This is a genomic window from Catellatospora aurea (assembly GCF_042663325.1).
Taxonomy (GTDB): domain Bacteria; phylum Actinomycetota; class Actinomycetes; order Mycobacteriales; family Micromonosporaceae; genus Catellatospora; species Catellatospora aurea.
Genome location: NZ_JBHTAC010000032.1, coordinates 28,672 through 54,788, shown reverse-complemented (window position 1 = coordinate 54,788; position 26,117 = coordinate 28,672). Strand labels below are relative to the sequence as shown.

Below are 26,117 nucleotides of genomic sequence, written 5' to 3'. Positions count from 1 at the left end.
CGCCCGGGTTCCGGCGGTTCGGCGTGTCAGCCGACGAACAGCTGCTCGGACTGCTCCTTGTTGTGGCTGAGCTGGCGGCGCAGCGAGGCGACCGCCTCGTCCACCGGGTGCCCGCGCAGCAGCTCCGCGACCGCGAAGCCGGCCAGCGCGCCGATCCCGGCGGCCGCCACCACCCATCCCCAGCGCATCGGAGCAGGCCTGCCCGCGAGCGCGTCCAGGGCCAGCGAGGCCCGGTGCCGCGCCTCGGAGCCGGTGTCGGACAGCGTGCTGCGCATGCTCCCCGCCTTCTCCTTCGCCCGTTCGGCTGCCACGTCACGGGTGCTGCCCAACCCGTGCAGGAACTCGTTCCAGGTGGCCGAGGCGACACTGTCGTTGTTCCGGGTACGGAGGAACATCATGATCTCCTGACGTCAGACGTCGTGCGACATCGTGTCGATACCCCGGCCGGCGCCCTGCGAAACGGGCGTTCGGGCCGGTGGGGCCGCTTCCAGCTGATAGACGCTGTAGGCCTGACGGATCACCGGGTGCGCCACGTTGCGCACGCGTACCCCGCCCGGGGTCACCCCGCGCTCCACGCCCGCGTGCGCGTGCCCGTGCACGGCCAGCGAAGTGGGGGCCGAGTCGATCGCCTGGCCCAGCAGGTACGAGCCCAGGAACGGGTAGATCTCCAGCGGCTCACCCAGCAGCGTGTCCGGCACCGGCGCGTAGTGCGTCAGCGCGACGAGCACGTCGGCGTCCAGCGACAGCAGGGCGGCCTGCAGGCGGGTGGCGGCCTTCTCGGTCGTCCGCACGAAGTCCTTGATCTCCTGCTCGCCGAACATGGACGCGCAGCGCCCCGCGAAGCCGCCGCCGAAGCCCTTGATCCCGGCCACGCCGAACTTCACGTCCCGGCAGCTGATGGTGATGCCCTCGCCCTCCAGCACGGTGATGCCGCCGGCGGCCAGCACCTTGGTGACCTCGCGCTGCTGGTCGCTGTGGTAGTCGTGGTTGCCCAGCACTGCCACGACCGGCACCGGCAGGTCGCCGAACTCGCGGGCCACGCACTCGGCCTCGTTGACGGTGCCGTGCCGGGTCAGGTCACCGGCCAGCAGCAGCACGTCGGCGCGCTCGCCGAGCTGCTCCAGGGACGGGCGGTACCGGCCGAGCACGTCCACGTCCATGTGCACGTCGCCGACCGCCGCCACCCGGATCACGTGATCACCTCGGGCTCGGCCGGATCGGCGACCGCGGTCACCACGATGTCGTTGTGCACGTGCTTGTCCGGGAACATCGCCGCCACCCGCTCCCCGATCGCGTCGCGCCGGTGCGCCGTCTCAACCTGGCCGCGCAGCAGCACCGCGCCGTCCCGGCGGATCACCTCGATGCCCTGCTCGCAGATCGTGCCGTCCTCGGTCAGCATGCGGTGCACCTCGGCGTCGGCGTACTCGTCGACCACTCTGGGCTCGCTCACCATGCCCCCGTCCTGTCCGCTCCGGCAGGCACCGACGCCTGCGTGGGTCGCTCGTGCTGCTCGTGCGCGCCGCCCTCGGCCGCCGGCGGGATGATCTCCAGCAGGCTCAGCAGGTAGAGGCACGCCTCGGCGTACACCGAGTGGGCCGTGTCGCGGCGCACCTGCTCCCAGTCGATCTGCTCGCGCAGCGAGCGGGCCAGCGGCAGCGCCCGGGAGTAGTCGCAGTGGTGCTGGGAGAACGTCAGCAGCTTGTGCTCCATCAGCATGGTCGCCGACAGCACGGGGATGTGCAGCGCGCCGACCGGCACGATCGAGCTCTCCGCCAGCACCTCCTCGGTCACCTGACGCTGCACCGGCCGGAAGATCAGATCCACCAGCCGGTCCTCGTCGTACACCTTCACCAGCCAGTCCTCGGGGGGACGCTCGGTCCGGAAGCCCTCCTCGGCGTACGCCTGCAGGGTCCGCTCGACGTCCTCCTCACGGATGACGAAGTCCACGTCATGCTCGCTGGAGGTGCCGCCACGGGCGTAGACCGCGAAACCGCCCGCCAGTGCGAAGGGCACCTCGGCGCGGCGTAGCACGCTGGCCGCACGCTTCATCGTCTCCAGGAGCTCTGCACTGATCTCGCTGAGCATGGGGTCGCTATACCCCAACCCCCCTCCCCTCACACCTGACGAAGGAAGGGCACCTTCTTATCGCCGGTAGAGCAAGGGCACCTTCTTAACCCTGCACCGCCGCTGACCGGCCGTGAGTGGCATGATCGCTTGCTGTGGCGGTCGAGATACGGCAACGGCGGGACGAAGACCTCGACGGGTGCGTGGCGGCGCTGTCCGCGGTGCACCACGGCGGCGGCGGGTACCCGACGCGCTGGCCGGACAGCCCGCACCGGTGGCTCAGCCCGCACGACGCGGCGCGAATCTGGGTCGCCGTCGACGGCTCGGCGATCGTCGGGCACATCATGGTCCGCGTCGGCGAGCACGGCGGCGCGGAGATCAGCCGCCTGTTCGTCGCCCCCGCCGCGCAGGGCGCGGGACTGGCCAAGGCGCTGCTCGCCGAGGCACGGGCGTACTCCGACGAGCGCGGCCTGGCCCTCACTCTCCAGGTGACCACCGGGCAGGACGCAGCCATCGCGCTGTACGAGCGCACCGGCTGGCGCCGCACCGGCACCGTCTTCGGCTGGACCACCCCCTCCGGCGAGGTGTACCTGCACCAGTACACCGCCTGACCGGTACACCGGCTGACTGGCGCGCTCCGCACCACCCGGGCCGGGCCGCCGCCGCCTGGACCGGCGGAGAGTGTCGGACCCGCGTGTTTGACTGGCGCGATGGCCACCGAGACACCGACGCTGACCTTCGCCGACGCCGCCGCCTTCGAGCAGTGGCTCGCCGCCGAGCCCGCCGGCAGCGCCGGCGTCTGGCTCAAGCTGGCGAAGAAGGGCTCCGGGGTGCCGTCGGTGGACTACCCGCAGGCGCTCGACGTGGCGCTGTGCCACGGCTGGATCGACGGGCCGAAAGCCGGCGTCGACGACGTGTACTGGTTGCAGAAGTTCACCCCGCGCCGGGCCCGCAGCCGCTGGTCGAAGATCAACCGCGACAAGGCGGCTGCGCTGATCGCGTCGGGCCGGATGCGTCCGGCGGGGCTGGCCGAGATCGAACGAGCGCAGGCCGACGGGCGCTGGGACGCCGCCTACGACAGCATGCGCACGGCCGAGGTCCCCGACGACCTCGCCCAGGCGCTCGCCGCGAATCCGGCTGCGCAGGACTTCTTCGCCACCGTCGACCGGCAGAACCGGTACGCGATCCTGTACCGCGTCCAGGACGCCAAGCGACCGGAGACCCGGGCCAGGCGGATCGCCCAGTACGTCGAGATGCTCGCGGAGGGCCGCAAGATCTACCCATGACCACCGGCGCCCGGTGGGCCGCGGGCCAAGCGCACCGGGGCCGCGGGCTCGCCGGTAGCATGGCGATCATGGCAACGGTAAGGGTCGAACGCACCGACGACGGTTTCATCGCCACCAACGAGCGCGGGGCCTCGGTCGCCGTGGGCAGTTCCGATCAGGATGGCGTGTTCTCGCCGGTCGAGCTACTGCTCGTGGCCCTGGGCGGCTGCGAGATCGTCACCGTCGAGCCGCTGACCGCCAAGCGCGGCCACCGCCTGGTCAAGCTGGCGGTGCGCGTCGACGCCGAGAAGGTCGCGCCGACGAAGCTCGGGCCGATCACGGCGACGTACGAGATCGAGCTGCCGCCCGGCGACGACAAGGCCGCCGAGGTCTTCGAGTCCGTGGCCCACCGGGTGCACGAGAACCACTGCACCGTCGGCCGCGCCCTGCGCGAGGGCACCGAGACGATCCAGATCCTCCCGCCCCGCGCCGCCTGACTGCGCGGGCCCGCCCGCGCCGTTTGATCGTCGGACTTGCCCGGCACCTGTGCGTATCTTGAGCGCTCATACCCACGACTGCCTGGCAAGTCCGACGATCAAGGCGGGGCGCGGCGTAGCGTGAGGGCACACAAGGGACCGGTGGGGGCGGTCGATGGAGCAACCGTGGGGCCAGGCCGCGCTGGCCGACCTGGTCGATCTGCTGGTCACGCTGGTCGAGGCGGCCGGCGCGATCGTCATCTTCATCGGCGCGAGCGTCGCGTTCGTCCAGTTCGTCGGCTCGGCGATCCGCGGGCGGCACACCGTCGACTTCGTACCGATCCGGCTGGGACTCGGCCGCTTCCTCACCCTCGGCCTGGAGTTCCAGCTCGCCGGCGACATCCTGCGCACCGCGGTCTCGCCGACCCTGCGCGAGATCGCCGAACTGGCCGCGATCGCCACGATCCGCACCGCGCTGAACTACTTCCTCACCAAGGAGATCCAGGAGGCCCGCGCCGAGCTGAGCGGCCGCGTCGACGTCACCGCGCCCGGCCCGGCGCGGGGCACGCCGTGACCCTGCTGCCGGAAGAGATGGTACGCGGCGCGGCACAGCTCTGCGTGGCGGCGGGTTTCGCGGCCGGGGCGCTGATGTTCGCGCGCTGCCGATCCGGCCGGATGGCCCTGGCGGTGGCGCTGGACTTCTGGCTGGCGGCGGGACTGCTCAACCTGTCCGTGGCCACGACGTGGACGGTGATCCTGGCCGCGACGGCGATCGTGGGGCTGCGCCGCCTGCTCAAGGTGGCCCTCGCGCAGAACGCATCCGCCGCCGCCGGAGACCGGCCGGGCTGAGCCGACCGGGTGCTCTCGACGAGGTCGCCGGAGCGGCGCGCACCACGCCGTGGCATCCGGCGGGCGCCGCGGGGACGAGGACTGACGGGGGTCGCCGGTACGGTGCCTCGCATGCGTGATGAGGACCTGCTGCGGCAGATACGGGACGAGCAGTGGATCGCCGAACTGCTCGTCCGGTTCGACTTCGACCTTCGGCGGGCCGCGCACGGGCCGGTCGAGGCGGTGCGGCTGGCCGACGGCGGTGCTCTGGAGATGATCGCCGGTGACGCGTCCGGCGGCGCGTTCCTGCTGGCCGGGCCGCCGGCCGACAACCGGCCGGTGGTCTACGCGGGCTCCGAGGGCGAGGGCGGGCTGATCGCCGCGGATCTGCGTACGGCGCTGGCGCTGGTGGTCGGGCTGCCCAGCCTGCACGACGCCACCTCGATGCCGCACGGCGACGGCGCTGCGCTGCGCGAGTGGCTCGCGTTCGCCGACGACGAGATCCGCGAGGACTGGCCCGACCTGGACGACGACCGGGCCCGGTTGCGTGAAGCGCTGGGCCTGCCCGAGGCGGCCGGCCTGCTGGCGGGGCTGCACGCCGCGGCGGCCGACGAGCGCTACCTGCCGGTCAGCGACCTCGGCGACGTGTACGAGCCGCTGACCGCCTGACCCCGGCCGGCCCGCGTTCTCGAACCCGCACCCGCAGGCCACAGCCTTAATCGGTTAGGAAGGGCACCTTCTACATCGCTACGCGATGTAGAAGGTGCCCTTCCTTTCGCACATTCCGGGGGTGCGTCCGGACGCGACGTGACACGATCCGGAAAGGGCCGTGACCTGCCGCGCGACGGCGCTCGGCCGGATGGCGACCGCGGCCCGCCCCCGTCGCCTGGCTGTCCTGATCGGGAGGTCCTGTGGGCAGTGTCGAGTCGCAGCCGGTGCTGACGGGCATCACCGAGGCCGCCGTGTTCCTGGTCGTCACCGTGCGCGACGGGGCCGAGGACGACGTCCGGGACCTGCTCGGCGATGTGGCGAGCCTGGCCCGCGCGGTCGGGTTCCGGGTGCCGGACGGGCAGTTGCAGTGCGTGGTCGGCATCGGGTCGCTGCTGTGGGACCGGTTGTTCAGCGGACCGCGGCCGGCGGGCCTGCATCCGTTCCAGGAGCTCACCGGGCCGCGCCACGTCGCCGTCGCCACCCCGGGCGATCTGCTGTTCCACCTGCGGGCCCGGCGCATGGACCTGTGCTTCGAGCTGGCCAAGCAGTTCATGGCCCGGTTGGACGGGCGGGTCGACGTGGCCGACGAGACGCACGGCTTCAAGTACTTCGACGAGCGCGACCTGCTCGGCTTCGTCGACGGCACGGAGAACCCGACCGGCCTGGCCGCCGCCAGGGCCGCCCTGATCGGCGACGAGGATCCGGACTTCACCGGCGGCAGTTACGTCATCGTGCAGAAGTACCTGCACGACATGGCCGCCTGGAACGCGATCTCGGTGACCGAGCAGGAACGGGTCATCGGCCGGACCAAGCTCGACGACATCGAGTTCCCCGACGAGGCCAAACCGGCCGACTCGCACCTGACCCTGAACACGATCACCGACGCCGACGGCACCGAGCGCAAGATCGTGCGGGACAACATGCCGTTCGGTTCGCCCGGCACGGGCGAGTTCGGCACCTACTTCATCGGGTACGCGGCCACGCCCGAGGTCACCGAGCAGATGCTGCGCAACATGTTCCTCGGCGACCCGCCCGGGACCACCGACCGCATCCTCGACTTCTCCACCGCGGTGACGGGCGGCCTGTTCTTCGTGCCGTCGGCGGACCTGCTCGACGACCTGCCCCCGTCCGTCTCGGCCGAGCCCGGCCAGGCGGCGGACGCGGCCCCGGCGGTGGAACTCGGGCCGGTGGGTGTGCCCGGCGCGCTGGCCGTCGCCCGGGGCACGGCGGCGACGGCGGAACAGGCGGAGCCGGGCGACACCTCGCTGGGCATCGGGAGTCTGAAGGGAAGCCGGGCATGAACAACCTGCATCGCGAACTCGCCCCGATCTCGGACGAGGCGTGGGAGGACCTGGAGGCCGAGGCGCGGCGCACCTTCACCCGGCACGTGGCGGGCCGCCGCGCCGTCGACGTGATCGGGCCGGGTGGGCTGGCGCAGGCCGCGGTCGGCACCGGGCATCTGCGCCCGGCCGGCGGCTCCGGCGGCGCGGTGCAGGCACGGGTACGCGAGGCCCGGCCGCTGGTCGAGTTCCGGGTGCCGTTCACGGTGAGCCGACAGGCGGTCGACGACGTGGCCCGCGGGGCGAAGGACCCGGACTGGCAGCCGGTCAAGGACGCCGCGAAGCAGATCGCGTTCGCCGAGGACGGCATGGTCTTCGACGGCTTCGCCGACGCCGGGGTGATCGGCATCCGGCAGGCGGCGTCGAACCCGCCGATCGCGCTGCCCGCCGACGCCGCGATGTACCCGGACGCGGTCGCCCAGGCGATGACGGAGCTGCGCCTGGCGGGGGTGGCCGGGCCGTACACGCTGCTGCTCAGCGCGGACGCGTACACGGCGGTCGCGGAGACCACCGACCACGGCTACCCGATCCGGGACCACATCTCGCGAGCCCTGGGCAAGGAGAGCCACATCATCTGGGCTCCGGCGCTCACCGGCGGCCTGCTGCTGTCCGCCCGCGGCGGCGACTACGAGCTGCACCTGGGCCAGGACCTGTCGATCGGCTACCTGTCCCACGACGCGTCTGAGGTCCAGCTGTACTTCCAGGAGTCCCTGACCTTCTTCACCCAGACCACCGAAGCCGGCGTCGAACTCACCCCGGCCTGACCACCCCCTGCCGCAACTCTTAAAGACTTGCGGTCTCACGGGGCGCTCGAGACCGCGCCTTTTTAAGAGTTGCGGCAGGTGGGGGGCGGCGGACGTGGCACGATTCCGGTGAGGAGGCGTGTGGTGACGCGCCGCCCGCGTGAGGGGATTGAGGATGATGCTCTCCGGCAAACGCGCCCTGGTCTTCGCCGCCGACGAGCGGCTCGCCGAGACCGTGGCCCGGCACCTGGGCAAGCTGGGCGCCGAGGTGTGGGTCAGCGGGCTGGACACCGAGGCCGTCGAGGCGCTCGCCGAGAAGATCCATGCCGACGGCGGTGAGGCGCACCCGGCCACCGTCGATCCCTGCGACCCGCACCACGTGCGCGAATACGTCACCGCCGTCGCGTCGAAGGGCCCGGTCGACGTGTGCTTCAACGGCTTCGAGCTGCCCGCGCACGCCGCGGGCGTCGGCGTGCCCTACCGCGACCTGGACCCGGCCGTGCTCACCGGGGCCCTCGGCGAGGTGATCGGCGGGCAGTTCCTGACCGCGCGGGAGGCGGCCCGGGTGATGGTCCCGGCCGGACGCGGTTCGATCATCACGGTCGGCTCGACCAACGGCAGCAGCGGCCGCCCGCACACCGGCGCGCTCGGCGCGGTGGCCGGCGCGCTGGAGGCGCTGTCGCGCAGCATGGCCAGCGAGTACGGCCCGGCCGGCGTGCGGGTCAACCACGTGCGGGCCACCCGGCTGTCCGGCGGCCCGATGTACTACGAGAACGCGCTGGGTCGGCCGGTGACCGTGGACGAGGTCGCCGGGGCGGTGGCCTGGCTGTCGTCCGACGCGTCCGGCGGCGTGACCGGACAGGTGATCGAGGTCAGCGGTGGGGAGCACGGGCTCAGCGAGGCCGTGGCCGCCCGCGGGCCGAGGAGGGAGCGCCATGTCGAACTCGATCTACCATGACGAATACGGCACGATAAGCCGCGACGACGGCCGTTCGCTGCTGGAGCTGACCTGGTCGGCGGCCACCGACCACATCAGCGAGGCCGAGTTCAAGGCGCTGATGTCGCGCTTCGCGCAGACCGCCGAGCAGCTGCCCACCCGCTACGCGGTGGTCGACGCGCGCGAGCTGCACCACCGGCCCGACGCCGACTTCGACAGCTGGTACGACCAGCACGTCGTGCCCTCGTTCGACCGGGCCGGGCTGGCGAAACTCGCGTACCTGACGCGTCCCGCCGAGGCGGCCGAGGCCGAGCCGGTGCCCGAGGGACCGGCCTCGTTCCCGACCGGGTACTTCGACTCGATGCAGTCCGTGGAGGATTGGCTCAAGACCGGCTGAGAACTTCTCCGCTGACGCTGCAACAGGCGGCCTCCGTCCGGCGTAGTTACCGGGTGGAGGTGGCGACTGGTGCCGGATCATTCGTTCGACGACTTCGTCCATGCCGCCCTGCCCGCGCTCAGCCGCTACGCGTACGCCCTGACCGGCGAACGGGTGGCCGGCGAGGACCTGATCCAGGACACCCTGGTCAAGGTCGCCGGAGCGTGGCGGCGGGTGCACCGCGACGGCAGCGCGCTGGCGTACGCGCGCACGACGATGCTCAACACGTACCTGAGCGCGTGGCGGATCCGCCGCAGGCGGCCCGCGAGCGTGCCGTTGGAGGTCGACTGGCCTGGGCCTGACGCGTACGGCCCGGTCGATGTGCGTGATCAGTTGCGGCGGGCGCTGGACGCGCTGCCGCGGGCCCAGCGGGCGGTGCTGGTGCTCGGTTTTCTCGACGATCTGTCCGATGAGGAGATCGCCGCGATGCTGGACCGCCGCCCGGCCACGGTGCGCTCACTGCGCCACCGGGGCCTGGCGGCGCTGCGCCGGCAGCTCGACAACGACCAGGTGGAGGGCGGCTCGTATGCACGACGTTGAACAGCTGCTGCGCGACGAGCTGCACCGGCGCTCGGCGCTGCCCGCCCCGTCCGGGGCCGCGGTGGTCACCGCGGTGCACGGCCTGCGCCGCCGGCGGCGGATCACTGCGGTGGCGGCGCTGGGCGCGGTCGCGGTGCTGGCCACGCTGGCCGGGACGATCTCCGCGTTGCGGCCCACTGCGGGCTCGGTGCCACCGGCGTTCCCGCCGTCGTCACCGGCCGCCGAGGTGTCGCTGACCGAGTCGCCGGAGGTCTGGTTCGCCGACGCCGACCACGGGTTCGCGCTCGCCCGTGCTTGCCCGGCGGACCCCTGCCAGCTCTATCTCGCGCGGACGGAGGACGGCGGCGTGTCCTGGCAGCGGCACGCCGTGCCGGGCGAGACGATGCCCGCCGAGCAGCGCAGCCCGCTGCTCAACCTGCGTGTGCTCAGCGCCACCACGGTCGCGCTGGACAGCTACGACGGCACGCGCCGCAGGTTCACCACCGACGGCGGCCGGACCTGGACCTCGCCGCCGATGGAGCCGCAGGGCACGGTGACGGAGATCCCGGAGGGCGGGCTCGCCGAGGTGCGGTCGAACACGGGCAGGCCCATCGACATCGTGGTGCTGCGACCGGACGGAAGCTCCGCGCTGCTCGCGACGCCACCGCTGACCAGGCCGCTGACCTCGATGTGGACCAAGGTGGTGCGCGGCGACGACGGCAGCGCCTGGGTGCACGGCGGGGACGACACCAAGACCTGGCTGTGGGTCAGCCGTGACCGTGGCCGCACCTGGCGGGACGTGCCGCTGCCGGGCGACGCCGCGCGGGCGGGCACGGGCCAGCGGCCCTATATCGATCACGGCCGGATCCTGTACGTCGTCGAGCCGTCACCGGTGCGCCGGGTGTGGCGCACCACCGACGACGGCGCGCACTGGGCGGACCTGGGCAAGGACCTGCCACCGGACCCCACCGGCGACGCCGGGCTGGGCGCGGTGGTCTGCTTCGACGGCACCCTGCTGGTGTACGAGCCGCTTTCGGGCGCGGTCTACCGGGCCATGCCGTCCGAGGCGACGCTGGGCAGGGTGGGCGACGCGCCGCTCTGGGACCGGTTCGGCGCCCGCTACCTGCGGGGCGCCGGGCGCAAGACGTTCGAGCCGCCCTTCGAGCACTCCCTCGACGGGCTGACCTGGACCGAGCTCAAGCTGTAGCCGGGCACCGATCAAGGCTCCGTTCACGCCGCTCACCCGGCGGGGACGGAGCCTTGGTCATGTCCGGGGGCGGCCGCACCCTAGCAGAGCAGGATCACCACTTCCAGACCTTTCGTTCATACCACTTGAACACTAAGAATTAGTGCGAACCGGACACACCGGCGGGAAGACTCCCGCCGGTTCGTACTACCAGAGGTGGGTGATGGTGGTGTCTGTGGATTCCTCCGCGGAAGTCGAGAGTGGACAGGCACGATCGAGTCTGGCCACGGCCGCGGCTCGCAACCTGGCGACGACGACGAAGTCGGCGCCGCAGATGCAGGAGATCTCGTCCCGGTGGCTGCTGCGCATGCTGCCGTGGGTGCAGGTCAAGGGCGGCACCTACCGGGTCAACCGGCGGCTGAGCTACGCCGTCGGCGACGGCCGGGTCAGCTTCACGACGGTCGGCGCGCAGGTCAAGGTCGTGCCGCCGGAGCTGTGCGAGCTGCCGCTGCTGCGCGACTTCGAGGACCTCGGCGTGCTGGGCGCGCTGGCCGACCGCTTCACGCAGGCGGAGTACGCCCCCGGCGACGTCATCGTGGAGGCCGGCCGCCCCGCCGACCAGGTGCACCTGATCGCGCACGGCAAGGTCAACAAGATGGGCACCGGCAAGTACGGCGACCGCATCGTGCTCGGCGTGCTTGCCGACGGCGAGTACTTCGGCGACCAGTCGCTGACCAAGCTCGGCAGCACCTGGGACGTCACCGTCAAGGCAGTGACCAGCTGCATCGTGATGTCCATGACCCGGGCGGCGTTCGACGAGGTCGTCGGCCAATCCGAGCTGCTGCGCGACCACGTGCGGCGCTTCCAGGCCTACCCGGTGCCGCCGCAGAACAAGCACGGCGAGGCCGCGATCGAGATCTCGGCCGGCCACGTCGGCGAGGCGCAGCTGCCCGGCACGTTCGTCGACTACGAGCTGACGCCCCGGGAGTACGAGCTCAGCGTCGCGCAGACCGTGCTCCAGGTGCACACCCGCGTCGCCGACCTCTACAACGAGCCGATGAACCAGATCGAGCAGCAGCTCCGGCTGACCATCGAGGCTCTCAAGGAGCGCCAGGAGCACGAGCTGATCAACCACCGGGAGTTCGGCCTGCTCCACAACGCCGACCTCAAGCAGCGCATACACACCAGGTCCGGGCCGCCGACCCCCGACGACCTGGACGAGCTGCTCAGCCGCCGCCGCAGCTCGCACCTGTTCCTGGCGCACCCGCAGGCCATCGCCGCCTTCGGCCGCGAGTGCACCCGCCGCGGCATCTACCCGCAGGGCGTGGAGATAAACGGCAGCACCGTGCCCGCCTGGCGCGGCGTGCCGCTGCTCCCGTGCAACAAGATCCCGGTGAGCCCGACCCGGACCACCTCGATCCTGGTCATGCGCCTCGGCGAGGCCGAACAGGGCGTCATCGGCCTGCACCAGACCGGCCTGCCCGACGAGTACCAGCCGAGCCTGTCCGTGCGTTTCATGGGCATCAACGACAAGGCCATCCTGTCGTACCTGGTCAGCGCCTACTACTCGGCCGCAGTGCTGGTCCCCGACGCGCTCGGGGTGCTGGAGAACGTGGAACTCGGCCACTGATCCGCCGCCGGGCACCTTGCGGGCGTGTGCGCACGTTGGACAGGGTGCCCGGCGTTTTCCTGTCGTAAGCCTTTCGGAGAGGTGGTAGCACCATGAGCACAGTGGAGATGGCACGCGGTCAGTCCGCACGGGACGTGCTGGCGTGGAGCCGCACCCTCGTCGACCCCGCGTTAAGAACCGCGGTCGGCACGCTGCGGCCCTCGATGCGCCGCATCTCGGGGTATCACTTCGGCTGGTGGGACGCCGACGGCACCCCGGCCAGCGGTGACGCCGGCAAGGCGATCCGGCCCGCGCTGGCGCTGGTGGCGGCCGAGGCGGTGGGCGCCGACGCGGCCCAGGCGGTGCCCGCGGCGGTGGCGGTGGAGTTGATCCACAACTTCTCGCTGCTGCACGACGACATCATGGACGGCGACGTCACCCGTCGGCACCGGCCCACCGCGTGGACGGTGTTCGGGCAGGCCCCGGCCATCCTCGCCGGGGACGCGCTGCTGGCGCTCGGCTTCGACGTGCTCGCCGGCTGCGGGCACCCGGCCGTGCCCGAGGCCGGTCGGCTGCTCAACGTCGCGGTCCAGGAGCTGCTCGACGGCCAGAGCGCCGACCTGGAGTTCGAGGAACGCGACGACGTACGCCTGGCCGAGTGCCTGTCGATGGCCGAGGCGAAGACGGCCGCGCTGCTGGGCGGGGCGTGCGCACTCGGCGCCCTGCTCGGCGGCGGCAACGCCGACCAGGTCGCGGCGCTGACCGAGTTCGGCCGCCGGACGGGGCTGGCCTTCCAGTTCGTCGACGACCTGCTCGGCATCTGGGGCGACCCCGCGGTCACCGGCAAACCGGTGCACTCCGACCTGGCCAGCCGCAAGAAGTCGCTGCCGGTCGTCGCCGCGCTCACCTCCGGCACCCCCGCCGGCCACGAGCTGGCCCTGCTGTACCAGCGCCAGGGCCCGCTCGACGGCCCGGACCTCACCCGCGCGGCGGAACTGGTCGACGCCGCCGGCGCCCGCGCCTGGGCCCGCGCCCGCGCCGACGCCCTGCTCGCCCAGGCCCTGCGCCGCCTGCACGCCGCCGACCTGGCCCTGGCCCCGGCATCGCAGCTGCACGCCCTGGCCCGCCTCGCCACCCACCGCCACCACTGACCACCCGGACCGCCCCCACCGTGCCCGCGGTGGGGGCGCGCTCAGGTGAGGAGGGCGGCGAGTTTGCTGACGGTGTTCCAGTTGCGGGCGGTGGCGACGGTGACGCCGAGGCGCTTCTGGAAGAGCAGATGGGTGAGTTTGGTCTCGGCCGCGCCGTCGGGCAGCCACATGTGGACCTCGCGCTCCCCTGCCGCGAGCCGCTCCCCCGGTTTGGCCAGCGCTTCGACCTCGGTCAGCTTCGCCGGGTCCACGGGGCCGGACAGGAACACCACGAATTGGCGGGACGGGTTGTCGGCGATCTCGCCGAGCGGGTTGGCCGTGATGATCCGGTCCAGGTCGGCACCGTCGCGCACGAGGCAGCCGACGGACAGACCCAGCTCGGCCTCGATGGCCCGTTCCAGCTCCGCGGCCAGGGCGGCCTGGTCCGAGGAGTCACTGCCGAACACCACGTTGCCGCTCTGCAGCAACGTCTTCACGTCCGCGTGGCCCAAACCCTCGACCAGCTTGCGCAGGTCGGCCATGGCGATCTTCTTGTTGCCGCCCACGTTGATCCCGCGCAGCAATCCGGCGTACCGCGTCACGCCGCTCCCTTCTGACACGTCGCGCACCAGTACGAATTGCGTCCGGCCAGCTCCCCGCGGCTTACCTCGGTGCCGCAGGCCAGGCACGGCAGGCCGGGACGGCGGTACACGTAGACCTCGCCGCCGTGCCGGTCGACCCGGGGCGGGCGTCTCATCGCCTGCGGCTCGTGCTCCGGGCGTACCGTGTCGATCCGGCCGCTGACCACGGCCTTGCCCATCAGGTCGACCAGGTCGGCCCACAACTCCCGCCACCCGTCGGGGGTGAGCCTGCGGCCGGGCGTGGTCGGGGCCAGCCCGGCCCGGAACAGCGCCTCCAGCACGAAGATCAGGCCGGTGCCCGCCACCACCGACTGGTCGAGCAGCAGCGCGGCGAGGGCCTGGTCACTGCGGCGGATGCGCTCGTACGCCTGCTCGGGTTTGGCGTCGGGGCGCAGCGGGTCGGCGCCCAGCCGGGCCCGCAGCGCGTCGACCTCGGGCGGGTCGAGCAGCTCGCAGGCGGTCGGGCCGCGCAGGTCGAGCCAGTGCCGGGTGTTGGCCATACGCAGCCGGATCTGGCCGACGGGCGGCGGCACGGGCAGGTCGCCGTCGGCGAACTTGCCGTAGAGCCCCAGGTGCACGTGCAGGCTGACGTCGCCGTAGTGGTGCAGCAGGTGCTTGCCGTACGCCTCGGTGTCGAGCAGGACCGCGCCGCTGATGCGGGCCGCGCCCTCGGCGAACCTGCCCTGCGGGCTGGTGACGGCGACCGGCGCCCCCGCGAACAGCTCGCGGTGCCGCTCGGCGAGCCTGCGTACGGTGTGACCCTCGGGCATCGGTACACGATATCCGGGGGCGGATCAGGGCCGCAGATGCGCCCGCATCCGGGTGTACGCCGCGCGGATGTGCTCCTGTTCGGCCTGGCTGAGGTGGTCGAACATGTGCTCGCGCACCGCGCCGACGTGGCCGGGCGCGGCGGCGGCGAGCTTGGCCGCGCCCGCCTCGGTCAGCTCGGCGTGCATGCCGCGCCGGTCGGCGTCGCACTCGACGCGGCGCACCCAGCCGGCGTCCTCCAGCCTGGTCACCGCGCGGGTCACCCCGCTGCGGGAGGTGAAGCTGGCGTCGGCCAGATCACGCATGCGCAGCCGGTGGCCGGGTGCTTCGGAGAGCAGGACGAGCAGCTCGTAATCGGCGAAAGAGACCCCGGAGTCCGTTTCGAGCTGCCGGTCCAGCGCGTGGATCAGCAGCCGGGTGCCCTCCAGGTACGCCCGCCAGGTCGCCTGCTCATCGTCGTCCAGCCAGCGCGTCTCAGCCATGCCTGCAGTCTACCGGGAATAGTTGACCGCGCAACAATGTCATGTATGCTGCACTCGTTGACAACGCAACGACCCGATCGAAAGGCACGGCCGTGAAGACCTCCACCGCCAAGCCCCGCCGCGAGCTCATCGACGTCCGGTACGCCGACGAGCGGGCCAAGACCCGCATCGGCTGGCTGGACTCCAAGCACTCGTTCTCGTTCGGTCGCCACTACGACCCGCGCAACACCCACCACGGGCTGCTGCTGGTCAACAACGACGACATCGTCAAGCCCGGCATGGGCTTCGAGACGCACCCGCACCGCGACATGGAGATCGTGACCTGGGTGCTGCGCGGCTCGCTGGTGCACCAGGACTCCACCGGGCACTCCGGCGTCATCTACCCGGGCCTGGCCCAGCGGATGAGCGCGGGCAAGGGCATCCTGCACTCGGAGAAGAACGACTCCTGGCGGCTGGAGGGCAGCAAGCACGCCGACCCGGTGCACTTCATCCAGATGTGGGTGGTCCCGGACACCGACGGCATCAAGCCCGGCTACGAGCAGCTGGAGATCGACGACGAGCTGCTGCGCGGCGGCCTGGTCACGGTGGCCTCCGGCATGAAGCAGCACGACGGCGCGGCCGCGATCCGGATCAAGAACCGGCACGCCGCGCTGCACGTCGCGCGGCTGGAGGCGGGCGGCAGCGTCGAACTGCCGAACGCGCCGTACCTGCACCTGTTCGTGGCACGCGGCTCGGTGACCATGGAGCAGGCCGGCCCACTGGCCCAGGGCGACGCCGTACGCCTGACCGGCAGCGGCGGCCAGCGCATCACCGCGAGCGGACCCGCCGAGGTGATGATCTGGGAGATGCACGCCGCCATCGCCGGCTGACGGCCCCACAGCTGCCGGATCTCCGACCCTGCGCCCCAACGCGGCCGGAGGTCCGGCCTCCACCCCGGATCGGGTGATCGACGTATTGACGTACGTGCGATGACCGGTCTTTGATGACCTCCTACCCGGACATCGCGCGACGTGGTGCGGCGTCCCCCCTGGAAGGTCGATGTCCGTGGCCAATCCCTCGCAGCGGCGCGTCGTCGTCGCGGCCGCCGTGCTCGTCGCCACCGCGCTCACCCTGGCCGTCGCGTGGGGCCGGTCCGGCTCGCCGGCCGAGGCGGCGCCCGGCGAGGGCTGGGTGGGCACGTGGGCGGCCGCGCTGGCCCCGGCCGGAGGCGGCATCGCCGGCAAGGGCTTCACCAATCAGACGGTACGCATGACGCTGCGCACCTCGGTCGGCGGCGACGAGACCCGCATCCGCCTGTCGAACGCGTACGGCACGCAGCCGCTGACGGTCGGCCGGGCGACGCTGGCACTGCCGGTCGCCAACGACACCCCGCAGATCCAGCCGGCCACCCTGCGCGAGCTGACGTTCGACGGCCGCCAGCAGGTCACCGTGCCCAAGGGCGGCCAGGTGCTCAGCGACCCGGTGCCGATGCCCGTGCAGGCGCTGCAGGAGCTGACCGTCAGCGTGTTCCTGCCGGTGGCGACCGGCCCGGTGACGTTCCAGTTCAACGCGCGCGAGCCGGCGTACATCGGCGCGGGCGACCAGGCCGCGAAGGCCGAGTACACGGTCACCGACAGCCGCAACTACTGGTTCTTCCTCAGCGGCGTCGACGTGCGCACCCGGCACGCGGCCGGGTCCGTGGCAGTCCTCGGCGACTCGCTCACCGCGGGCAACGGTTCCACGCTCGGCCTGCACCGGCGCTGGACCGACTACCTGGCGACCCGCCTGCACGACGACACGGGCGAGGCCGACCCGGCCGTGCTCAACCTCGGCCTGGCCGGCAACGCGCTGACCCACGACGGCTCCGAGATCGGCTTCCCCGAACTCGGTGTCAACGGCCTGGCCCGCTTCCTGCGCGACGCCCCCGGCCAGACCGGCGTGCACACGGTCGTCATCGCGCTGGGCATCAACGACATCCAGATCTACGACGACTCCCCCGAGCGCATCATCTTCGGCCTGCGCCAACTCGCCACCCAGGCCCGCCAGCTCGGGCTGCGCGTGCTGGCCTGCACGCTGGGGCCGTTCCAGGGGTTCAGCTCGTGGACACCCGGCAAGGAGAACACCCGCCTCGCGGTGAACGCGTACCTGCGCGACAGCGACCAGTTCGACGACGTCATCGACCTCGACGCCGTGCTCCGCGACCCCGACGCGTCCGGCAAACTGCGCGCGGCCTTCGACAGCGGCGACCACATCCACCCCAACGACGCGGGCAACGAGGCGATCGCGAAGGCCGTGCCACTGGATCTGTTGACCGGATCGTAATCAATCTAAATATAGAGTTGCTTGACACTTTGTTGCGGGGGCAGGAAGCTGAGTCCACGCACGTCAGGCAGTCCTCGGAAAGGTGGTGTTCGCCATGTCCGCATTGGAGTTCGCTCTCGAGTACGCACTGGAGTTCGCACTCGAGTAGGCCGCTCAGGGCCTCTGACACAACGGCGGCGGCGCACCCCCTCGGGGCTGCGCCGCCACTGCATGAAGGAAGGGCACCTTCCCATCGTTTTTCGTAGAGGAAGGGCACCTTCTTATCTCCTCGCCTGCGGTGAGCTGCGTGCTTGCGCCCCCACGGCGGGCGGGCGACGCGGTACCGTGCGGCGTCGCGACGGAGCAGACGGGGAGACCATGACGGAGTTGGAAAGCCTGCAGGAGCGAGCGCTGCAGATCTGCGGGATGTACGACGAACTCAACCTGCGCACCACGGGCCGGGCGTGGACCCGGGAAGACCTGATGCTCGGCTTCGTCGGCGACGTCGGCGACCTGGCCAAGCAGGTGATGGCCGCCGAGGGCCGGCGCGAGCTGCCCGGCGGGCGGGAGGCGCTCGCGCACGAGCTGGCCGACTGCCTGTGGTCGGTGCTGGTACTGGCCCGGCGGTGCGACTTCGACCTCGCCGCCGAGTTCACCCGCACCATGGCCGGCGTCGAGCGGCGCGTGGCCGCCCGCTTGGACGCGCTCCCCCCTGCGGACTGACTGCGCGAACACCCCGTCGTCGGTGGCTCCGACGACGCCATGTCCGAAGATGTTGCTCGACGCGCCCGGCTCCGCGAATTCACCGCGCCCGTGAAGATCTGTTTTGTGGACGATGGACGCTGCCCTGACGACGTCCATCGTCCATAAAAACAGATCTTGCGCCGGCGAAGACGGCGCGACGCGCGGCCGCCTACCTGCGACCGCGCGCCTGCCCTCCCCCGCGCCGCCCACGCCCTACCCACCAGCGGCGTGCTTCCACCGCAGCCCAGCAGGCATGCCACGTTAAGAAGGTGCCCTTCCTCTACCTATGGCGATGTGAAGGTGCCCTTCCTTTCCACGAGGTGGTGGCCAGGGGTGAGGGGGATGGTGCGGTCGGAGAGGGCGAGGGTGATGGGGCCGTCGGTGTCGATGGTCAACGTCAGGTCGTCGGCGATGAGGGTGACGCGGGTGTCGGCGAGGCGGAGGTTGCGGATGCCGGTGCGGCCGGGGAGGTGGGGGCGGTAGTGGAGGGTGCGGGTGAGGGCGTCGACGCGGAAGCCGAGGACGTGTTCGATGAGCATGGAGATCGGGGCCAGGGCTGACCAGCCGCAGAAGTCGGGGCGTACGGGAGTGCGGTCGTCCTTGGCCGTGGAGGGGGCCGGGCGGGTGGGTGAGTAGGCCTCCCAGATCGTCGGGGGCGAGTAGGACGACCAGGTGGCGGCCATGTGCCGGATCAGGTCGAGGGACGCGCGGTGGGCGACGTCGTGGTGGCCGGAGTCGGCCAGCGCACGGGCACTGGCATAGGCGACGGGGACCCAGACCCCTCCCCGCCAGTACATGCCGTCGGGGCGGAACTCCGGGTCGTCGCGGGCCACCGACGGCCAGGGCACCGTGCCGCCGAAGCAGGTCGGGTCGGCGAGCGCGGTGGCCAGCGCGGCGGCCTGCTCGGCGTCGCACGCGCCCGCCAGCAGGGGCCAGTACACGGCGGGCGTGCGTACCCGGTGGAAGTTGTGGGGCTCCTCGGCGAAGCGGTCGAAATAGAACCCGTGCTCGGCCGACCAGAAGTCGTCGACCAGCGCGACGAGCCGCGCGTGATGCGCGTCGTACTCCTCGGCGAGGGCCGAATCCCCGATGAGCCGGGCGAGCGTGGCGATGGAGCGGGCCGACAACGCCTGCTGGGCGGCCACGTCGAACCACAGGATGCCGCCGGAGGTGCCGTGTTCGCCCTGGATCGGGGCGCGGGGCGTGTTGTCCATGCCGCTGGTCACGCCCTCCCACAGGTAGCCGCGCGGGACGCGCTCGACGGTGGTGGGAATGTTGCTGTGCGGGAAGCGGCTGCCGGCCGGGGTCCCCTCCATGAACGCGAAGTGCTGCTGCAGGTAACGCTTGTCGCGCAGCAGCCGGCGGACCCGGTCCAGGTCGCCGGTGTGGCGGACGTACTCCTCCTCGGACCAGGCGAACAGCGGCGGGTTGTCCGGGTGATGGATCTTCAACGAGGTCGGCGAACCGTCGTACATCGGCCGGTAGAAGTTGTCGAAGCTCTCCACCCCGGGGAACAGGTCGGGGGCGTACTTGCAGAAGTGCGCCATGAAGCACGTGTCCCAGATCCAGATCGTGTCCGGATCGAACCCCTCGTCCATGTACGGCGAGCGCGGCGCCCCCTCCCGCGTCACGACGTGCTGGTACGCCAGCTCCCACGCGGCCCAGTACAGCTCGACCAGCTCGGGTTCGGCGTCGAGGACGGGCGCGGGCAGGGCCGAGCGGTCCAACGGAACCAGAGCGGCGACGGGCTGAGGGGCATTCATTTGATCTCCGCGATGGCGACGCCCTTGTCGATGTACTTCTGCCCGAGGGCGTACAGGACGACGGGTGGGATGAGCGAGATGACGATGGCGGCCATCAGCATGGGCAGCGACGAGCCGAACGGCGAGGTGAAGTACAGCAGCCCCAGTGGCAGGGTGCGGTTCTCCTCCCCGGTGAGGTAGATCAGCGGACCGAACAGCTCCCGCCAGCTGCCCAGGAACGTGAACACGGCGACGACGATGATCACCGGCTTGGACTGCGGCAGGATGATGTGCCACCAGGTGCGCAGGGTGCCGCAGCCGTCGATGCGGGCGGCCTCGTCGATCTCGCGGGGCAGGCTGAGGAAGAACTGCCGGAACAGGAAGATCTCGAACGCGGCCCCGAACAGTTTCGGGACCAGCAGCGGGTAGAAGGTGTCGATCCAGCCGATGTCGCGGTAGAAGCGGTACAGCGAGATCGTCATGACCTGGCCGGGCAGCATCATCGTGGCGAGCACGACCATGAACAGCGCGTTGCGGCCGGGGAAGCGGAACCGGGAGAAGCCGTACGCGACGAACGACGACGACAGGATGTTGACCACGACGGCGTAGACGGCCAGCCACAGGCTGTTGCCGATGTAGTGCAGGAACTCGTACTTGAAGATGACGTCGGTGAAGTTCTCCCAGCGCAACGGGCTGGGGATCCACTCGAACGGCACGGCGAAGTACTGGTTGGTGTCCTTGAGGGACTGCGACACCAGCCACACGAACGGGAACAGCAGCAGCAGGCAGAACAGGCTCAGCGCGGTGATCCGCGCGGTCAGCTCCCAGCGCGTGCGGCTGTTGCGGCGGCGCTTGACCGGGTTCGCGGCGGGCGGGGCGGGCGTCGTGGCGGCGGGGCGCTCCAACACGTCGTGCATGACAGTCCTCCGGGATCAGTTCTGGTCGGCGTCGCCGTACGCGGTGAAGCGCCGGGCCAGCCAGAGCACCAGGCCGGTCAGCAGCAGGGTCGCGGCGAACATGATGAACGCCAGCGCCGAGGCGTAGCCCATGTCCTGGTAGACGAAGCCCTTGACGTACAGGTAGGTGACGAAGGTGCCGAGGCTGTTCTCGTAGCCGAGCGGGTTGCCGGTGGCGACGCCGCCGCTGTTGGCGAACGCGAGCGGGGTCTCGAAGACCTGGATGTGCCCGATCAGCGCCATGACGGTGTTGAAGACGATGACCGGCGACAGCAGCGGCAGGGTGACCTTGCGGAACATCTGCCACGGCCCGGCCCCGTCGACGCGGGCGGCCTCGAAGTAGCTGGCCGGGATGCCCTTGAGCCCGGCGAGGAAGATCAGCATGGTGCCGCCGGCGAACCACACGTTGACCAGGATCAGCGCGACCAGCGCGAGCCAGGGCTTGTCGGAGTCGCCGAGCCAGTTCACCGGCTCGGTGCCGAACAGGCTGAGGAACATGTTGGCCAGGCCGACCTCGCCGCCCCGGAACACCTGCTTGAACAGGTACGCGGTGGCGATGCCGACGAGCAGGCTGGGCACGTAGATCAGGGTGCGGAAGACGTGGTTGCCGCGGAAGTCCTTGAACAGCAGCAGCGCCAGGATCAGGCCGAGGCCGATCGAGATGACCGTCGAGCCGATCACGTAGATCAGCATGTTCCCGGCGATGGTGGCGAACACCGGGTCGTTCGTGAGGATCTTCTCGTAGTTGTCGGTGCCCACGAACCGGATCGTGCGGAACACGTTGGCCTTGGACAGGCTGGTCATGAACGCGGCGATGAGCGGCGCGACGCCGAACATCAGGAAGCCCAGCAGCCACGGGCTGATGTAGAGGTATCCCTGCACCCCCTCCCGCCGCCACCAGCGGCGCTTGGGCCGCTGCGGGTTAAGAGCCATGGTCATGCGGTACGCCTCCGGTCGGGACCTGCGGGAACGGGCGCGGATGGGGTCGGGCGGGGTGGGCCCGGCCGCCCCCGTGGCGGCCGGGCCCGGGCGGCGACGCCCCGCGCGTGTGGGGCGTCGCCGCAGGGATGGGTCACTGCGACAGCAGCGCGTTGCCCTTCTTCTCGATCTCGGCGGCGGCCTGCTCGGGGGTGAGCTTGCCGCGGCCCAGGTCGTCGATGATCAGGCCGACGTCCTTGCCCAGCTCCTCCTTGACGGTCAGCAGACCGGGGCGGAAGGCCGGCACGGAGGCCAGCAGGGTCGGCGCGAAGTCCTTCGGGGTGATGAAGTCGGGCAGCTTCTTCAGCGCCTCGACGTCGACCGGCACGTCGCTGAACTTGGCGAACTCGACCTGGTTCTCGGTCTTGAGCATCCACTTCAGGAACGCCCAGGCCTCCTTGGGGTGCTCGCTCTCGGCGGAGATCGCGTACCCGTTGGCGCCGGAGTAGAGGACCAGGCTGTCGCCGACCTTCGGCAGCGGGAACACGCCGATGTTCGGGGACTTGGCGGCGATGTCGGCGAAGTTCCAGGGACCGACCCGGGCCATGGCGACCTTGCCGGTGCGCAGGCTGTCCAGGTCGCCGTTGAGCCACTGGTTCTCGCGCTGCTCGTCGATCGGCGGCACGATCTTGTCGGTGAACAGGCCGGCGTAGTCGGCCAGGCCGGCGATGCCCTGCGGGGTGTTGATGGTGACCTTGCTCGGGCTGACGAAGTTGTCGTACATCGAGCCGCCGCGCATCGCGATCAGCGACTCCCAGAAGTTCAGGCTGCCCGGGTGCAGGGCGTACTGGGTGACCTTGCCGGAGCCGTTGACCTTGGTGAGCTTCTTCGCCATCTCCTTGAAGGCGTCCAGGGTCATCGGCACGGCCGGGTCGGGCTCGGCGACGCCCGCGGCCTTGAACAGGTCCTTGTTGTAGCCGACCAGCGGCACGGAGATGCCGACGGGCATCGCGTACTGCTTGTCCTGCCAGCCGAAGACGCCGACCGGGCCGGGCTGGGCGCCCTTGACGGCGTCGGCGTAGCCGTCCATCTTCTTGAGGTCGGCGAAGACCTCGTTGTCGAAGTACGACGCCGCGAAGCAGGAGCACAGGCCGACCACGTCGTACGCGTTGCCGCCGGCGGTGGTGGTCTTCACCTTGTCCCAGTACGCGTCCCAGGGCAGGAACTCGGACTTGATTTTGATGTTGGGGTTGGCGGCCTCGAAGCCGTCGAGCCACTTGCGGTAGAGCGCGTCCTTCTCGGGGGTGTTGCTCCACCAGCCCCAGCTGATGGTGACCGGGCCGTCGGCGGCCTCGGGCTCGTCGCCGCCGCCGCAGGCCGCCGTGACGAGCGACGCGGCCAGCAGCAGCGCGCTCAGGACGACGCCGGGCCTCCGGCGGGACTTCCTGGATCGAGCATGCTCCATAGTGAACTCCTGTGAGGTGCGATGCGCGTGGAGAGGTGCGGAAGCTTTGCGTCCGGCCGGCATCGGGCGGGCCCCCGGAGCGGAGCCCCGGCGGTCCTGTCGCGATCCATCTAGACGCGATGGCGAACTAAATCGAAACAGTGACCGGGACCATAGCCCGCCCCCACAGGTACGTCAACACCGTGTTACGCCGGAAACTTTTCCGCCACATCCCCAGAGGAGCATCACCGCAGATGAGCAGACATCTCCAGCGGTTCAACGGATCCCGCCGGGCGGCGGCCGGATCGACCGGGGTCTTCCGCGCGACGGAGCGCGCTGCTACTGTCCCGGTCCGTAACAAAATCGGTTTAGTGCCAACGACCAGGGAGCTGCCCATGCGGAACGGAGGACGGCCGTGAAGCGCCCCACCATCGCCGACATCGCCGGCCGTGCCGGAGTCTCCCGGTCGGCGGTCTCGTTCGCGCTCAACGACCAGCCCGGCGTCTCCGAGGAGACCCGCCAGCGGGTGCTGGCCGTGGCGTCCGAACTGGGCTGGCGGCCGCACAGCGCGGCCCGTGCCCTGCGCGGCGGCCGGGCCGGCGCGATCGGCCTGGCCCTGCAGCGCCCCGCGCGGCTGCTCGGGGCCGAGCCGTTCACCATGGAGCTGATCAGCGGTCTGGAGTCCGAGCTGTCGGCCCGCTCCTGCGGGCTCAACCTGCAGGTCGTCGAGGACACCGAGGCCGAGATCGCGACCTACCGCCGCTGGTGGGCCGAGCACCGCGTCGACGGCGTCATCGTGCTCAACCTGCGCGACGACGACCCGCGCGTCGGCGTACTCGAAGACCTGCACCTGCCCGCCGTCGTCATCGGCGGCCCCGTCGGCACGGGCTCGCTGCCGAGCATCTGGTCGCAGGACGCGGCCGGCATGACCGACGTCGTCGAGTACCTGGCCGCGCTCGGCCACCGCCGGCTCGCCCACGTCGCGGGCGACCCCGACATGCGCCACATCGTCGACCGCACCACCGCCCTGCACGAGGTGTGCCGCCTGCGCGGCCTGCCCGAACCGGTGACGGTGCGCGCGGACTACTCCGACGAGGACAGCGCCCAGGCCACCCGGCGGCTGCTGGCCTCCCCGGACCGGCCGACGGCGATCATCTACCACACCGACCTGACCGCGGTGACCGGCCTGGAGGTCGCGCTGGAGATGGGGCTGTCCGTTCCGGACGAGCTGTCCCTGGTCGCGTTCAACGACTCCCGGCTGTGCCGGCTGGTCAACCCGAAGCTGACCGCGCTGGCCCACGACATCCCGGGCCGGGGCGCGCAGGCGGCGCGCATGCTCTTCGCCGCCATCGACGGCGGGCCGGGGGCCGACTCCCAGCCCGCCGAGCCCTACCGGCTGCTGCCCCGCGGCAGTACTGGGAAATACCGCACGTCCTGACCGCCCTGACCAGCAAGGAGTGCCGCCGATGACCGCCCCAACGGAGACCGCGCCCGACCGCCGCCACGCCCCGCCGGAGTTCCCCGCGGGCTTCCGCTGGGGCGCGGCGACGGCGGCGTTCCAGGTCGAGGGCGCCCTGGACGCCGACGGGCGCACGCCCTCGGTCTGGGACACCTTCACCGCAGTCCCCGGGCGGGTGGACAACGGCGACCGGGCCGACCTGGCCGTCGACCACTACCGCCGCTACCGCGACGACGTGGCGCTGATGGCGCAGCTGGGCCTGAACACGTACCGCTTCTCCGTGTCCTGGCCGCGGGTGCAGCCGGACGGGCGCGGCGCGGCCAACCCCAAGGGGCTGGACTTCTACTCGCGGCTGGTGGACGAGTTGCTGGCCAACGGGATCGAGCCGATGCTGACGCTCTACCACTGGGACCACCCGCAGGTGCTGCAGGACGCGGGCGGCTGGGCGAACCGGGACATGACCGAGCGCTTCGCCGACTACGCGTCGCTGGTCGCGGCGCGGCTGGGCGACCGGGTGCCGCTGTGGGTGACCCTCAACGAGCCGTGGTGCACGGCGTTCCTCGGGCACGCCTCGGGCATCCACGCCCCGGGCGTCGCCGACGACGCCACCACGCTGACCGTGGCGCACCACCTCAACCTCGCCCACGGCCTGGGCGTGCAGGCGCTGCGGGCCGCGCTGCCGGGCACCGCCCAGGTCTCGATCGCGCTCAACCCCGCCCCGGTCCGCACGCCGGTGGACACCCCGGAAAACCAGGACGCGGTACGCCGCGCCGACGCCCTCCGCAACAGGATCTTCCTCGACCCGCTGCTGCGCGGGCAGTACCCGGCCGACCTGATCGCCGACACGGCGCACATCACCGACTGGGGTTTCGTGCGCGACGGGGACCTGGCCACCGCCACCGCGCCGATCGACGTGCTGGGCGTGAACTACTACACGCCGCTGTACGTCGCCGCCGGTCCCGGCCCCGCCGACCCGTACAACCGGTGGGTCGGCAGCGACGGCCTGGTGCACATCGCGCCCGCCGACGGCCCGTCCACCATCCACGGCGTCGTCGACGCGGCCGCGCTGCGCGAGCTGCTCAACCGCATCCGGCACGACTACGGCCCGGTGCCGATCGTCATCGCCGAGAACGGCGTCGCCTCCCCCGACATCGTCGGCCCGGACGGGCGCGTCGACGACGCGGGCCGGGTCGCCTACCTGCACGCGCACCTGGCCGCCCTGCACGACGCCATCACCGACGGCGTGGACGTGCGCGGCTACGTGATGTGGTCACTGATCGACAACTTCGAGTGGGTGTACGGCTACAGCCAGCGCTTCGGCCTGATCCACGTCGACCGCGACACCCAGCGCCGCACCGTCAAGGACAGCGGCCACTGGTTCCGGCAGGTCATCGCCGCGAACGCCATCCCTCCACTGGACCCGCCCGCAGCCGGCTGAC

General features: G+C 71.4%; 30 protein-coding genes. 19 read left to right on the top strand and 11 right to left on the bottom strand.

The annotated features are described in order from the left end of the window. Window positions 1-26 precede the first annotated feature (26 nt). Genes ACFQO7_RS26080 through ACFQO7_RS26065 form a run of 4 tightly spaced genes read right to left on the bottom strand, consistent with a single transcriptional unit; the run spans window position 27 to window position 2,085 of the window. Entirely contained in the window at window positions 27-395 is a 369-nt protein-coding gene (locus ACFQO7_RS26080) for a hypothetical protein (protein ID WP_376808831.1), read from the bottom strand. A gap of 15 nt (window positions 396-410) precedes the next feature. Beyond that, the gene (locus ACFQO7_RS26075) at window positions 411-1,193 is read right to left on the bottom strand and encodes a metallophosphoesterase family protein (RefSeq protein ID WP_376808830.1); all 783 of its coding nucleotides are present in this window, start codon (window positions 1,191-1,193) and stop codon (window positions 411-413) included. Further along, window positions 1,190-1,450: a BON domain-containing protein gene (locus tag ACFQO7_RS26070; RefSeq protein WP_376808829.1), complete on the bottom strand. Its 261-nt coding sequence runs from the start codon at window positions 1,448-1,450 to the stop codon at window positions 1,190-1,192. The genes ACFQO7_RS26075 and ACFQO7_RS26070 overlap by 4 nt, the downstream gene beginning before the upstream one ends. Further along, window positions 1,447-2,085 carry a nucleotidyltransferase family protein gene (locus ACFQO7_RS26065; RefSeq protein WP_360534824.1) on the bottom strand — a complete coding sequence of 213 codons (639 nt, stop codon included), beginning with the start codon at window positions 2,083-2,085 and terminating at the stop codon, window positions 1,447-1,449. The genes ACFQO7_RS26070 and ACFQO7_RS26065 overlap by 4 nt, the downstream gene beginning before the upstream one ends. A 134-nt stretch (window positions 2,086-2,219) precedes the next feature. Between ACFQO7_RS26065 and ACFQO7_RS26060 the strand changes: the two genes are divergently transcribed. The 14 genes from ACFQO7_RS26060 (at window position 2,220) to ACFQO7_RS25995 (ending at window position 13,265) form a co-directional block, all read left to right on the top strand. Next, window positions 2,220-2,675 carry a GNAT family N-acetyltransferase gene (locus tag ACFQO7_RS26060; protein ID WP_376808828.1) on the top strand — a complete coding sequence of 152 codons (456 nt, stop codon included), beginning with the start codon at window positions 2,220-2,222 and terminating at the stop codon, window positions 2,673-2,675. Window positions 2,676-2,774: 99 nt separating this feature from the next. Beyond that, entirely contained in the window at window positions 2,775-3,350 is a 576-nt protein-coding gene (locus ACFQO7_RS26055; protein WP_376808827.1) for a YdeI/OmpD-associated family protein, read from the top strand. A 68-nt stretch (window positions 3,351-3,418) separates the two neighbouring features. Continuing rightward, window positions 3,419-3,826: an OsmC family protein gene (locus tag ACFQO7_RS26050; RefSeq protein ID WP_360534830.1), complete on the top strand. Its 408-nt coding sequence runs from the start codon at window positions 3,419-3,421 to the stop codon at window positions 3,824-3,826. Window positions 3,827-3,980: 154 nt separating this feature from the next. Further along, on the top strand, window positions 3,981-4,379 hold the full coding sequence (locus ACFQO7_RS26045) for a DUF1622 domain-containing protein (RefSeq protein ID WP_376808826.1): 399 nt from the start codon (window positions 3,981-3,983) through the stop codon (window positions 4,377-4,379). Beyond that, window positions 4,376-4,654, top strand: coding sequence for a hypothetical protein (locus ACFQO7_RS26040; protein WP_376808825.1), 279 nt, complete (start codon window positions 4,376-4,378; stop codon window positions 4,652-4,654). The genes ACFQO7_RS26045 and ACFQO7_RS26040 overlap by 4 nt, the downstream gene beginning before the upstream one ends. A gap of 111 nt (window positions 4,655-4,765) precedes the next feature. Next, window positions 4,766-5,302: a hypothetical protein gene (locus tag ACFQO7_RS26035; protein WP_376808824.1), complete on the top strand. Its 537-nt coding sequence runs from the start codon at window positions 4,766-4,768 to the stop codon at window positions 5,300-5,302. A gap of 242 nt (window positions 5,303-5,544) precedes the next feature. Further along, a complete protein-coding gene (locus ACFQO7_RS26030; RefSeq protein WP_376808823.1) occupies window positions 5,545-6,645 on the top strand; it encodes a Dyp-type peroxidase in 1,101 nt (366 codons plus the stop codon). Further along, window positions 6,642-7,448: a family 1 encapsulin nanocompartment shell protein gene (locus tag ACFQO7_RS26025; protein WP_376808822.1), complete on the top strand. Its 807-nt coding sequence runs from the start codon at window positions 6,642-6,644 to the stop codon at window positions 7,446-7,448. Before ACFQO7_RS26030 ends, ACFQO7_RS26025 begins: the two co-directional genes overlap by 4 nt. A gap of 154 nt (window positions 7,449-7,602) precedes the next feature. Then, window positions 7,603-8,385: an SDR family NAD(P)-dependent oxidoreductase gene (locus tag ACFQO7_RS26020; protein WP_376808821.1), complete on the top strand. Its 783-nt coding sequence runs from the start codon at window positions 7,603-7,605 to the stop codon at window positions 8,383-8,385. After that, on the top strand, window positions 8,363-8,761 hold the full coding sequence (locus ACFQO7_RS26015) for a hypothetical protein (RefSeq protein ID WP_376808820.1): 399 nt from the start codon (window positions 8,363-8,365) through the stop codon (window positions 8,759-8,761). Before ACFQO7_RS26020 ends, ACFQO7_RS26015 begins: the two co-directional genes overlap by 23 nt. A gap of 69 nt (window positions 8,762-8,830) precedes the next feature. After that, entirely contained in the window at window positions 8,831-9,340 is a 510-nt protein-coding gene (locus tag ACFQO7_RS26010; protein ID WP_203694885.1) for a SigE family RNA polymerase sigma factor, read from the top strand. After that, entirely contained in the window at window positions 9,327-10,526 is a 1,200-nt protein-coding gene (locus ACFQO7_RS26005) for a WD40/YVTN/BNR-like repeat-containing protein (RefSeq protein ID WP_376808819.1), read from the top strand. Before ACFQO7_RS26010 ends, ACFQO7_RS26005 begins: the two co-directional genes overlap by 14 nt. Window positions 10,527-10,728: 202 nt before the next feature. Then, window positions 10,729-12,135, top strand: a complete 1,407-nt coding sequence (locus ACFQO7_RS26000) for a family 2B encapsulin nanocompartment shell protein (protein ID WP_376808818.1) — start codon at window positions 10,729-10,731, stop codon at window positions 12,133-12,135. Between the two features lie 92 nt (window positions 12,136-12,227). Next, complete coding sequence (locus ACFQO7_RS25995) at window positions 12,228-13,265, top strand: family 2 encapsulin nanocompartment cargo protein polyprenyl transferase (protein WP_376808817.1); 1,038 nt, start codon at window positions 12,228-12,230, stop codon at window positions 13,263-13,265. Window positions 13,266-13,306: 41 nt separating this feature from the next. Here ACFQO7_RS25995 and ACFQO7_RS25990 read toward each other — a convergent pair whose 3' ends face one another. The 3 genes from ACFQO7_RS25990 to ACFQO7_RS25980 are packed head-to-tail and all read right to left on the bottom strand — an operon-like array spanning window position 13,307 to window position 15,135. Further along, the gene (locus ACFQO7_RS25990) at window positions 13,307-13,846 is read right to left on the bottom strand and encodes a DUF1697 domain-containing protein (protein WP_376808816.1); all 540 of its coding nucleotides are present in this window, start codon (window positions 13,844-13,846) and stop codon (window positions 13,307-13,309) included. Beyond that, a complete protein-coding gene (locus ACFQO7_RS25985) occupies window positions 13,843-14,655 on the bottom strand; it encodes an Fpg/Nei family DNA glycosylase (RefSeq protein ID WP_376808815.1) in 813 nt (270 codons plus the stop codon). The genes ACFQO7_RS25990 and ACFQO7_RS25985 overlap by 4 nt, the downstream gene beginning before the upstream one ends. A 24-nt stretch (window positions 14,656-14,679) precedes the next feature. Then, window positions 14,680-15,135, bottom strand: coding sequence for a MarR family winged helix-turn-helix transcriptional regulator (locus tag ACFQO7_RS25980; RefSeq protein WP_376808814.1), 456 nt, complete (start codon window positions 15,133-15,135; stop codon window positions 14,680-14,682). A 92-nt stretch (window positions 15,136-15,227) separates the two neighbouring features. Between ACFQO7_RS25980 and ACFQO7_RS25975 the strand changes: the two genes are divergently transcribed. The 3 genes from ACFQO7_RS25975 (at window position 15,228) to ACFQO7_RS25965 (ending at window position 18,138) form a co-directional block, all read left to right on the top strand. Next, window positions 15,228-16,004 (top strand): pirin family protein, encoded by a 777-nt coding sequence (locus ACFQO7_RS25975; RefSeq protein WP_376808813.1) that lies wholly within the window; start codon window positions 15,228-15,230, stop codon window positions 16,002-16,004. Window positions 16,005-16,179: 175 nt separating this feature from the next. After that, on the top strand, window positions 16,180-17,436 hold the full coding sequence (locus ACFQO7_RS25970) for a GDSL-type esterase/lipase family protein (protein ID WP_376808812.1): 1,257 nt from the start codon (window positions 16,180-16,182) through the stop codon (window positions 17,434-17,436). A 357-nt stretch (window positions 17,437-17,793) separates the two neighbouring features. Next, window positions 17,794-18,138 carry a MazG nucleotide pyrophosphohydrolase domain-containing protein gene (locus ACFQO7_RS25965; protein ID WP_376808811.1) on the top strand — a complete coding sequence of 115 codons (345 nt, stop codon included), beginning with the start codon at window positions 17,794-17,796 and terminating at the stop codon, window positions 18,136-18,138. A 305-nt stretch (window positions 18,139-18,443) separates the two neighbouring features. On the opposite strand, the gene ACFQO7_RS25960 is transcribed toward ACFQO7_RS25965, so the two are convergent. From ACFQO7_RS25960 to ACFQO7_RS25945, 4 genes are all read right to left on the bottom strand, one after another. Further along, a complete protein-coding gene (locus ACFQO7_RS25960) occupies window positions 18,444-19,922 on the bottom strand; it encodes an MGH1-like glycoside hydrolase domain-containing protein (RefSeq protein WP_376808810.1) in 1,479 nt (492 codons plus the stop codon). Beyond that, on the bottom strand, window positions 19,919-20,818 hold the full coding sequence (locus tag ACFQO7_RS25955) for a carbohydrate ABC transporter permease (protein ID WP_376808809.1): 900 nt from the start codon (window positions 20,816-20,818) through the stop codon (window positions 19,919-19,921). The genes ACFQO7_RS25960 and ACFQO7_RS25955 overlap by 4 nt, the downstream gene beginning before the upstream one ends. Before the next feature lie 15 nt (window positions 20,819-20,833). Next, window positions 20,834-21,796 carry a carbohydrate ABC transporter permease gene (locus tag ACFQO7_RS25950; RefSeq protein WP_360534868.1) on the bottom strand — a complete coding sequence of 321 codons (963 nt, stop codon included), beginning with the start codon at window positions 21,794-21,796 and terminating at the stop codon, window positions 20,834-20,836. A gap of 133 nt (window positions 21,797-21,929) precedes the next feature. Then, entirely contained in the window at window positions 21,930-23,240 is a 1,311-nt protein-coding gene (locus ACFQO7_RS25945) for an ABC transporter substrate-binding protein (RefSeq protein WP_376808808.1), read from the bottom strand. Between the two features lie 394 nt (window positions 23,241-23,634). Between ACFQO7_RS25945 and ACFQO7_RS25940 the strand changes: the two genes are divergently transcribed. Then, window positions 23,635-24,657: a LacI family DNA-binding transcriptional regulator gene (locus ACFQO7_RS25940; protein WP_360534872.1), complete on the top strand. Its 1,023-nt coding sequence runs from the start codon at window positions 23,635-23,637 to the stop codon at window positions 24,655-24,657. Window positions 24,658-24,685: 28 nt separating this feature from the next. Further along, window positions 24,686-26,116, top strand: a complete 1,431-nt coding sequence (locus ACFQO7_RS25935) for a GH1 family beta-glucosidase (RefSeq protein WP_376808807.1) — start codon at window positions 24,686-24,688, stop codon at window positions 26,114-26,116. Window position 26,117: the final 1 nt, after the last annotated feature.

Excerpts from the sequence above, each read along its gene's own strand:
- ACFQO7_RS26080 (WP_376808831.1), bottom strand. The coding sequence starts at position 395 with ATGTTCCTCCGTACCCGGAACAACGACAGTGTCGCCTCGGCCACCTGG.
- ACFQO7_RS26065 (WP_360534824.1), bottom strand. The coding sequence starts at position 2,085 with ATGCTCAGCGAGATCAGTGCAGAGCTCCTGGAGACGATGAAGCGTGCG.
- ACFQO7_RS26055 (WP_376808827.1), top strand. The coding sequence starts at position 2,775 with ATGGCCACCGAGACACCGACGCTGACCTTCGCCGACGCCGCCGCCTTC.
- ACFQO7_RS26050 (WP_360534830.1), top strand. The coding sequence starts at position 3,419 with ATGGCAACGGTAAGGGTCGAACGCACCGACGACGGTTTCATCGCCACC.
- ACFQO7_RS26045 (WP_376808826.1), top strand. The coding sequence starts at position 3,981 with ATGGAGCAACCGTGGGGCCAGGCCGCGCTGGCCGACCTGGTCGATCTG.
- ACFQO7_RS26035 (WP_376808824.1), top strand. The coding sequence starts at position 4,766 with ATGCGTGATGAGGACCTGCTGCGGCAGATACGGGACGAGCAGTGGATC.
- ACFQO7_RS26025 (WP_376808822.1), top strand. The coding sequence starts at position 6,642 with ATGAACAACCTGCATCGCGAACTCGCCCCGATCTCGGACGAGGCGTGG.
- ACFQO7_RS26020 (WP_376808821.1), top strand. The coding sequence starts at position 7,603 with ATGATGCTCTCCGGCAAACGCGCCCTGGTCTTCGCCGCCGACGAGCGG.
- ACFQO7_RS26015 (WP_376808820.1), top strand. The coding sequence starts at position 8,363 with ATGTCGAACTCGATCTACCATGACGAATACGGCACGATAAGCCGCGAC.
- ACFQO7_RS26005 (WP_376808819.1), top strand. The coding sequence starts at position 9,327 with ATGCACGACGTTGAACAGCTGCTGCGCGACGAGCTGCACCGGCGCTCG.
- ACFQO7_RS26000 (WP_376808818.1), top strand. The coding sequence starts at position 10,729 with ATGGTGGTGTCTGTGGATTCCTCCGCGGAAGTCGAGAGTGGACAGGCA.
- ACFQO7_RS25995 (WP_376808817.1), top strand. The coding sequence starts at position 12,228 with ATGAGCACAGTGGAGATGGCACGCGGTCAGTCCGCACGGGACGTGCTG.
- ACFQO7_RS25985 (WP_376808815.1), bottom strand. The coding sequence starts at position 14,655 with ATGCCCGAGGGTCACACCGTACGCAGGCTCGCCGAGCGGCACCGCGAG.
- ACFQO7_RS25980 (WP_376808814.1), bottom strand. The coding sequence starts at position 15,135 with ATGGCTGAGACGCGCTGGCTGGACGACGATGAGCAGGCGACCTGGCGG.
- ACFQO7_RS25965 (WP_376808811.1), top strand. The coding sequence starts at position 17,794 with ATGACGGAGTTGGAAAGCCTGCAGGAGCGAGCGCTGCAGATCTGCGGG.
- ACFQO7_RS25960 (WP_376808810.1), bottom strand. The coding sequence starts at position 19,922 with ATGAATGCCCCTCAGCCCGTCGCCGCTCTGGTTCCGTTGGACCGCTCG.
- ACFQO7_RS25955 (WP_376808809.1), bottom strand. The coding sequence starts at position 20,818 with ATGCACGACGTGTTGGAGCGCCCCGCCGCCACGACGCCCGCCCCGCCC.
- ACFQO7_RS25950 (WP_360534868.1), bottom strand. The coding sequence starts at position 21,796 with ATGACCATGGCTCTTAACCCGCAGCGGCCCAAGCGCCGCTGGTGGCGG.
- ACFQO7_RS25945 (WP_376808808.1), bottom strand. The coding sequence starts at position 23,240 with ATGGAGCATGCTCGATCCAGGAAGTCCCGCCGGAGGCCCGGCGTCGTC.
- ACFQO7_RS25935 (WP_376808807.1), top strand. The coding sequence starts at position 24,686 with ATGACCGCCCCAACGGAGACCGCGCCCGACCGCCGCCACGCCCCGCCG.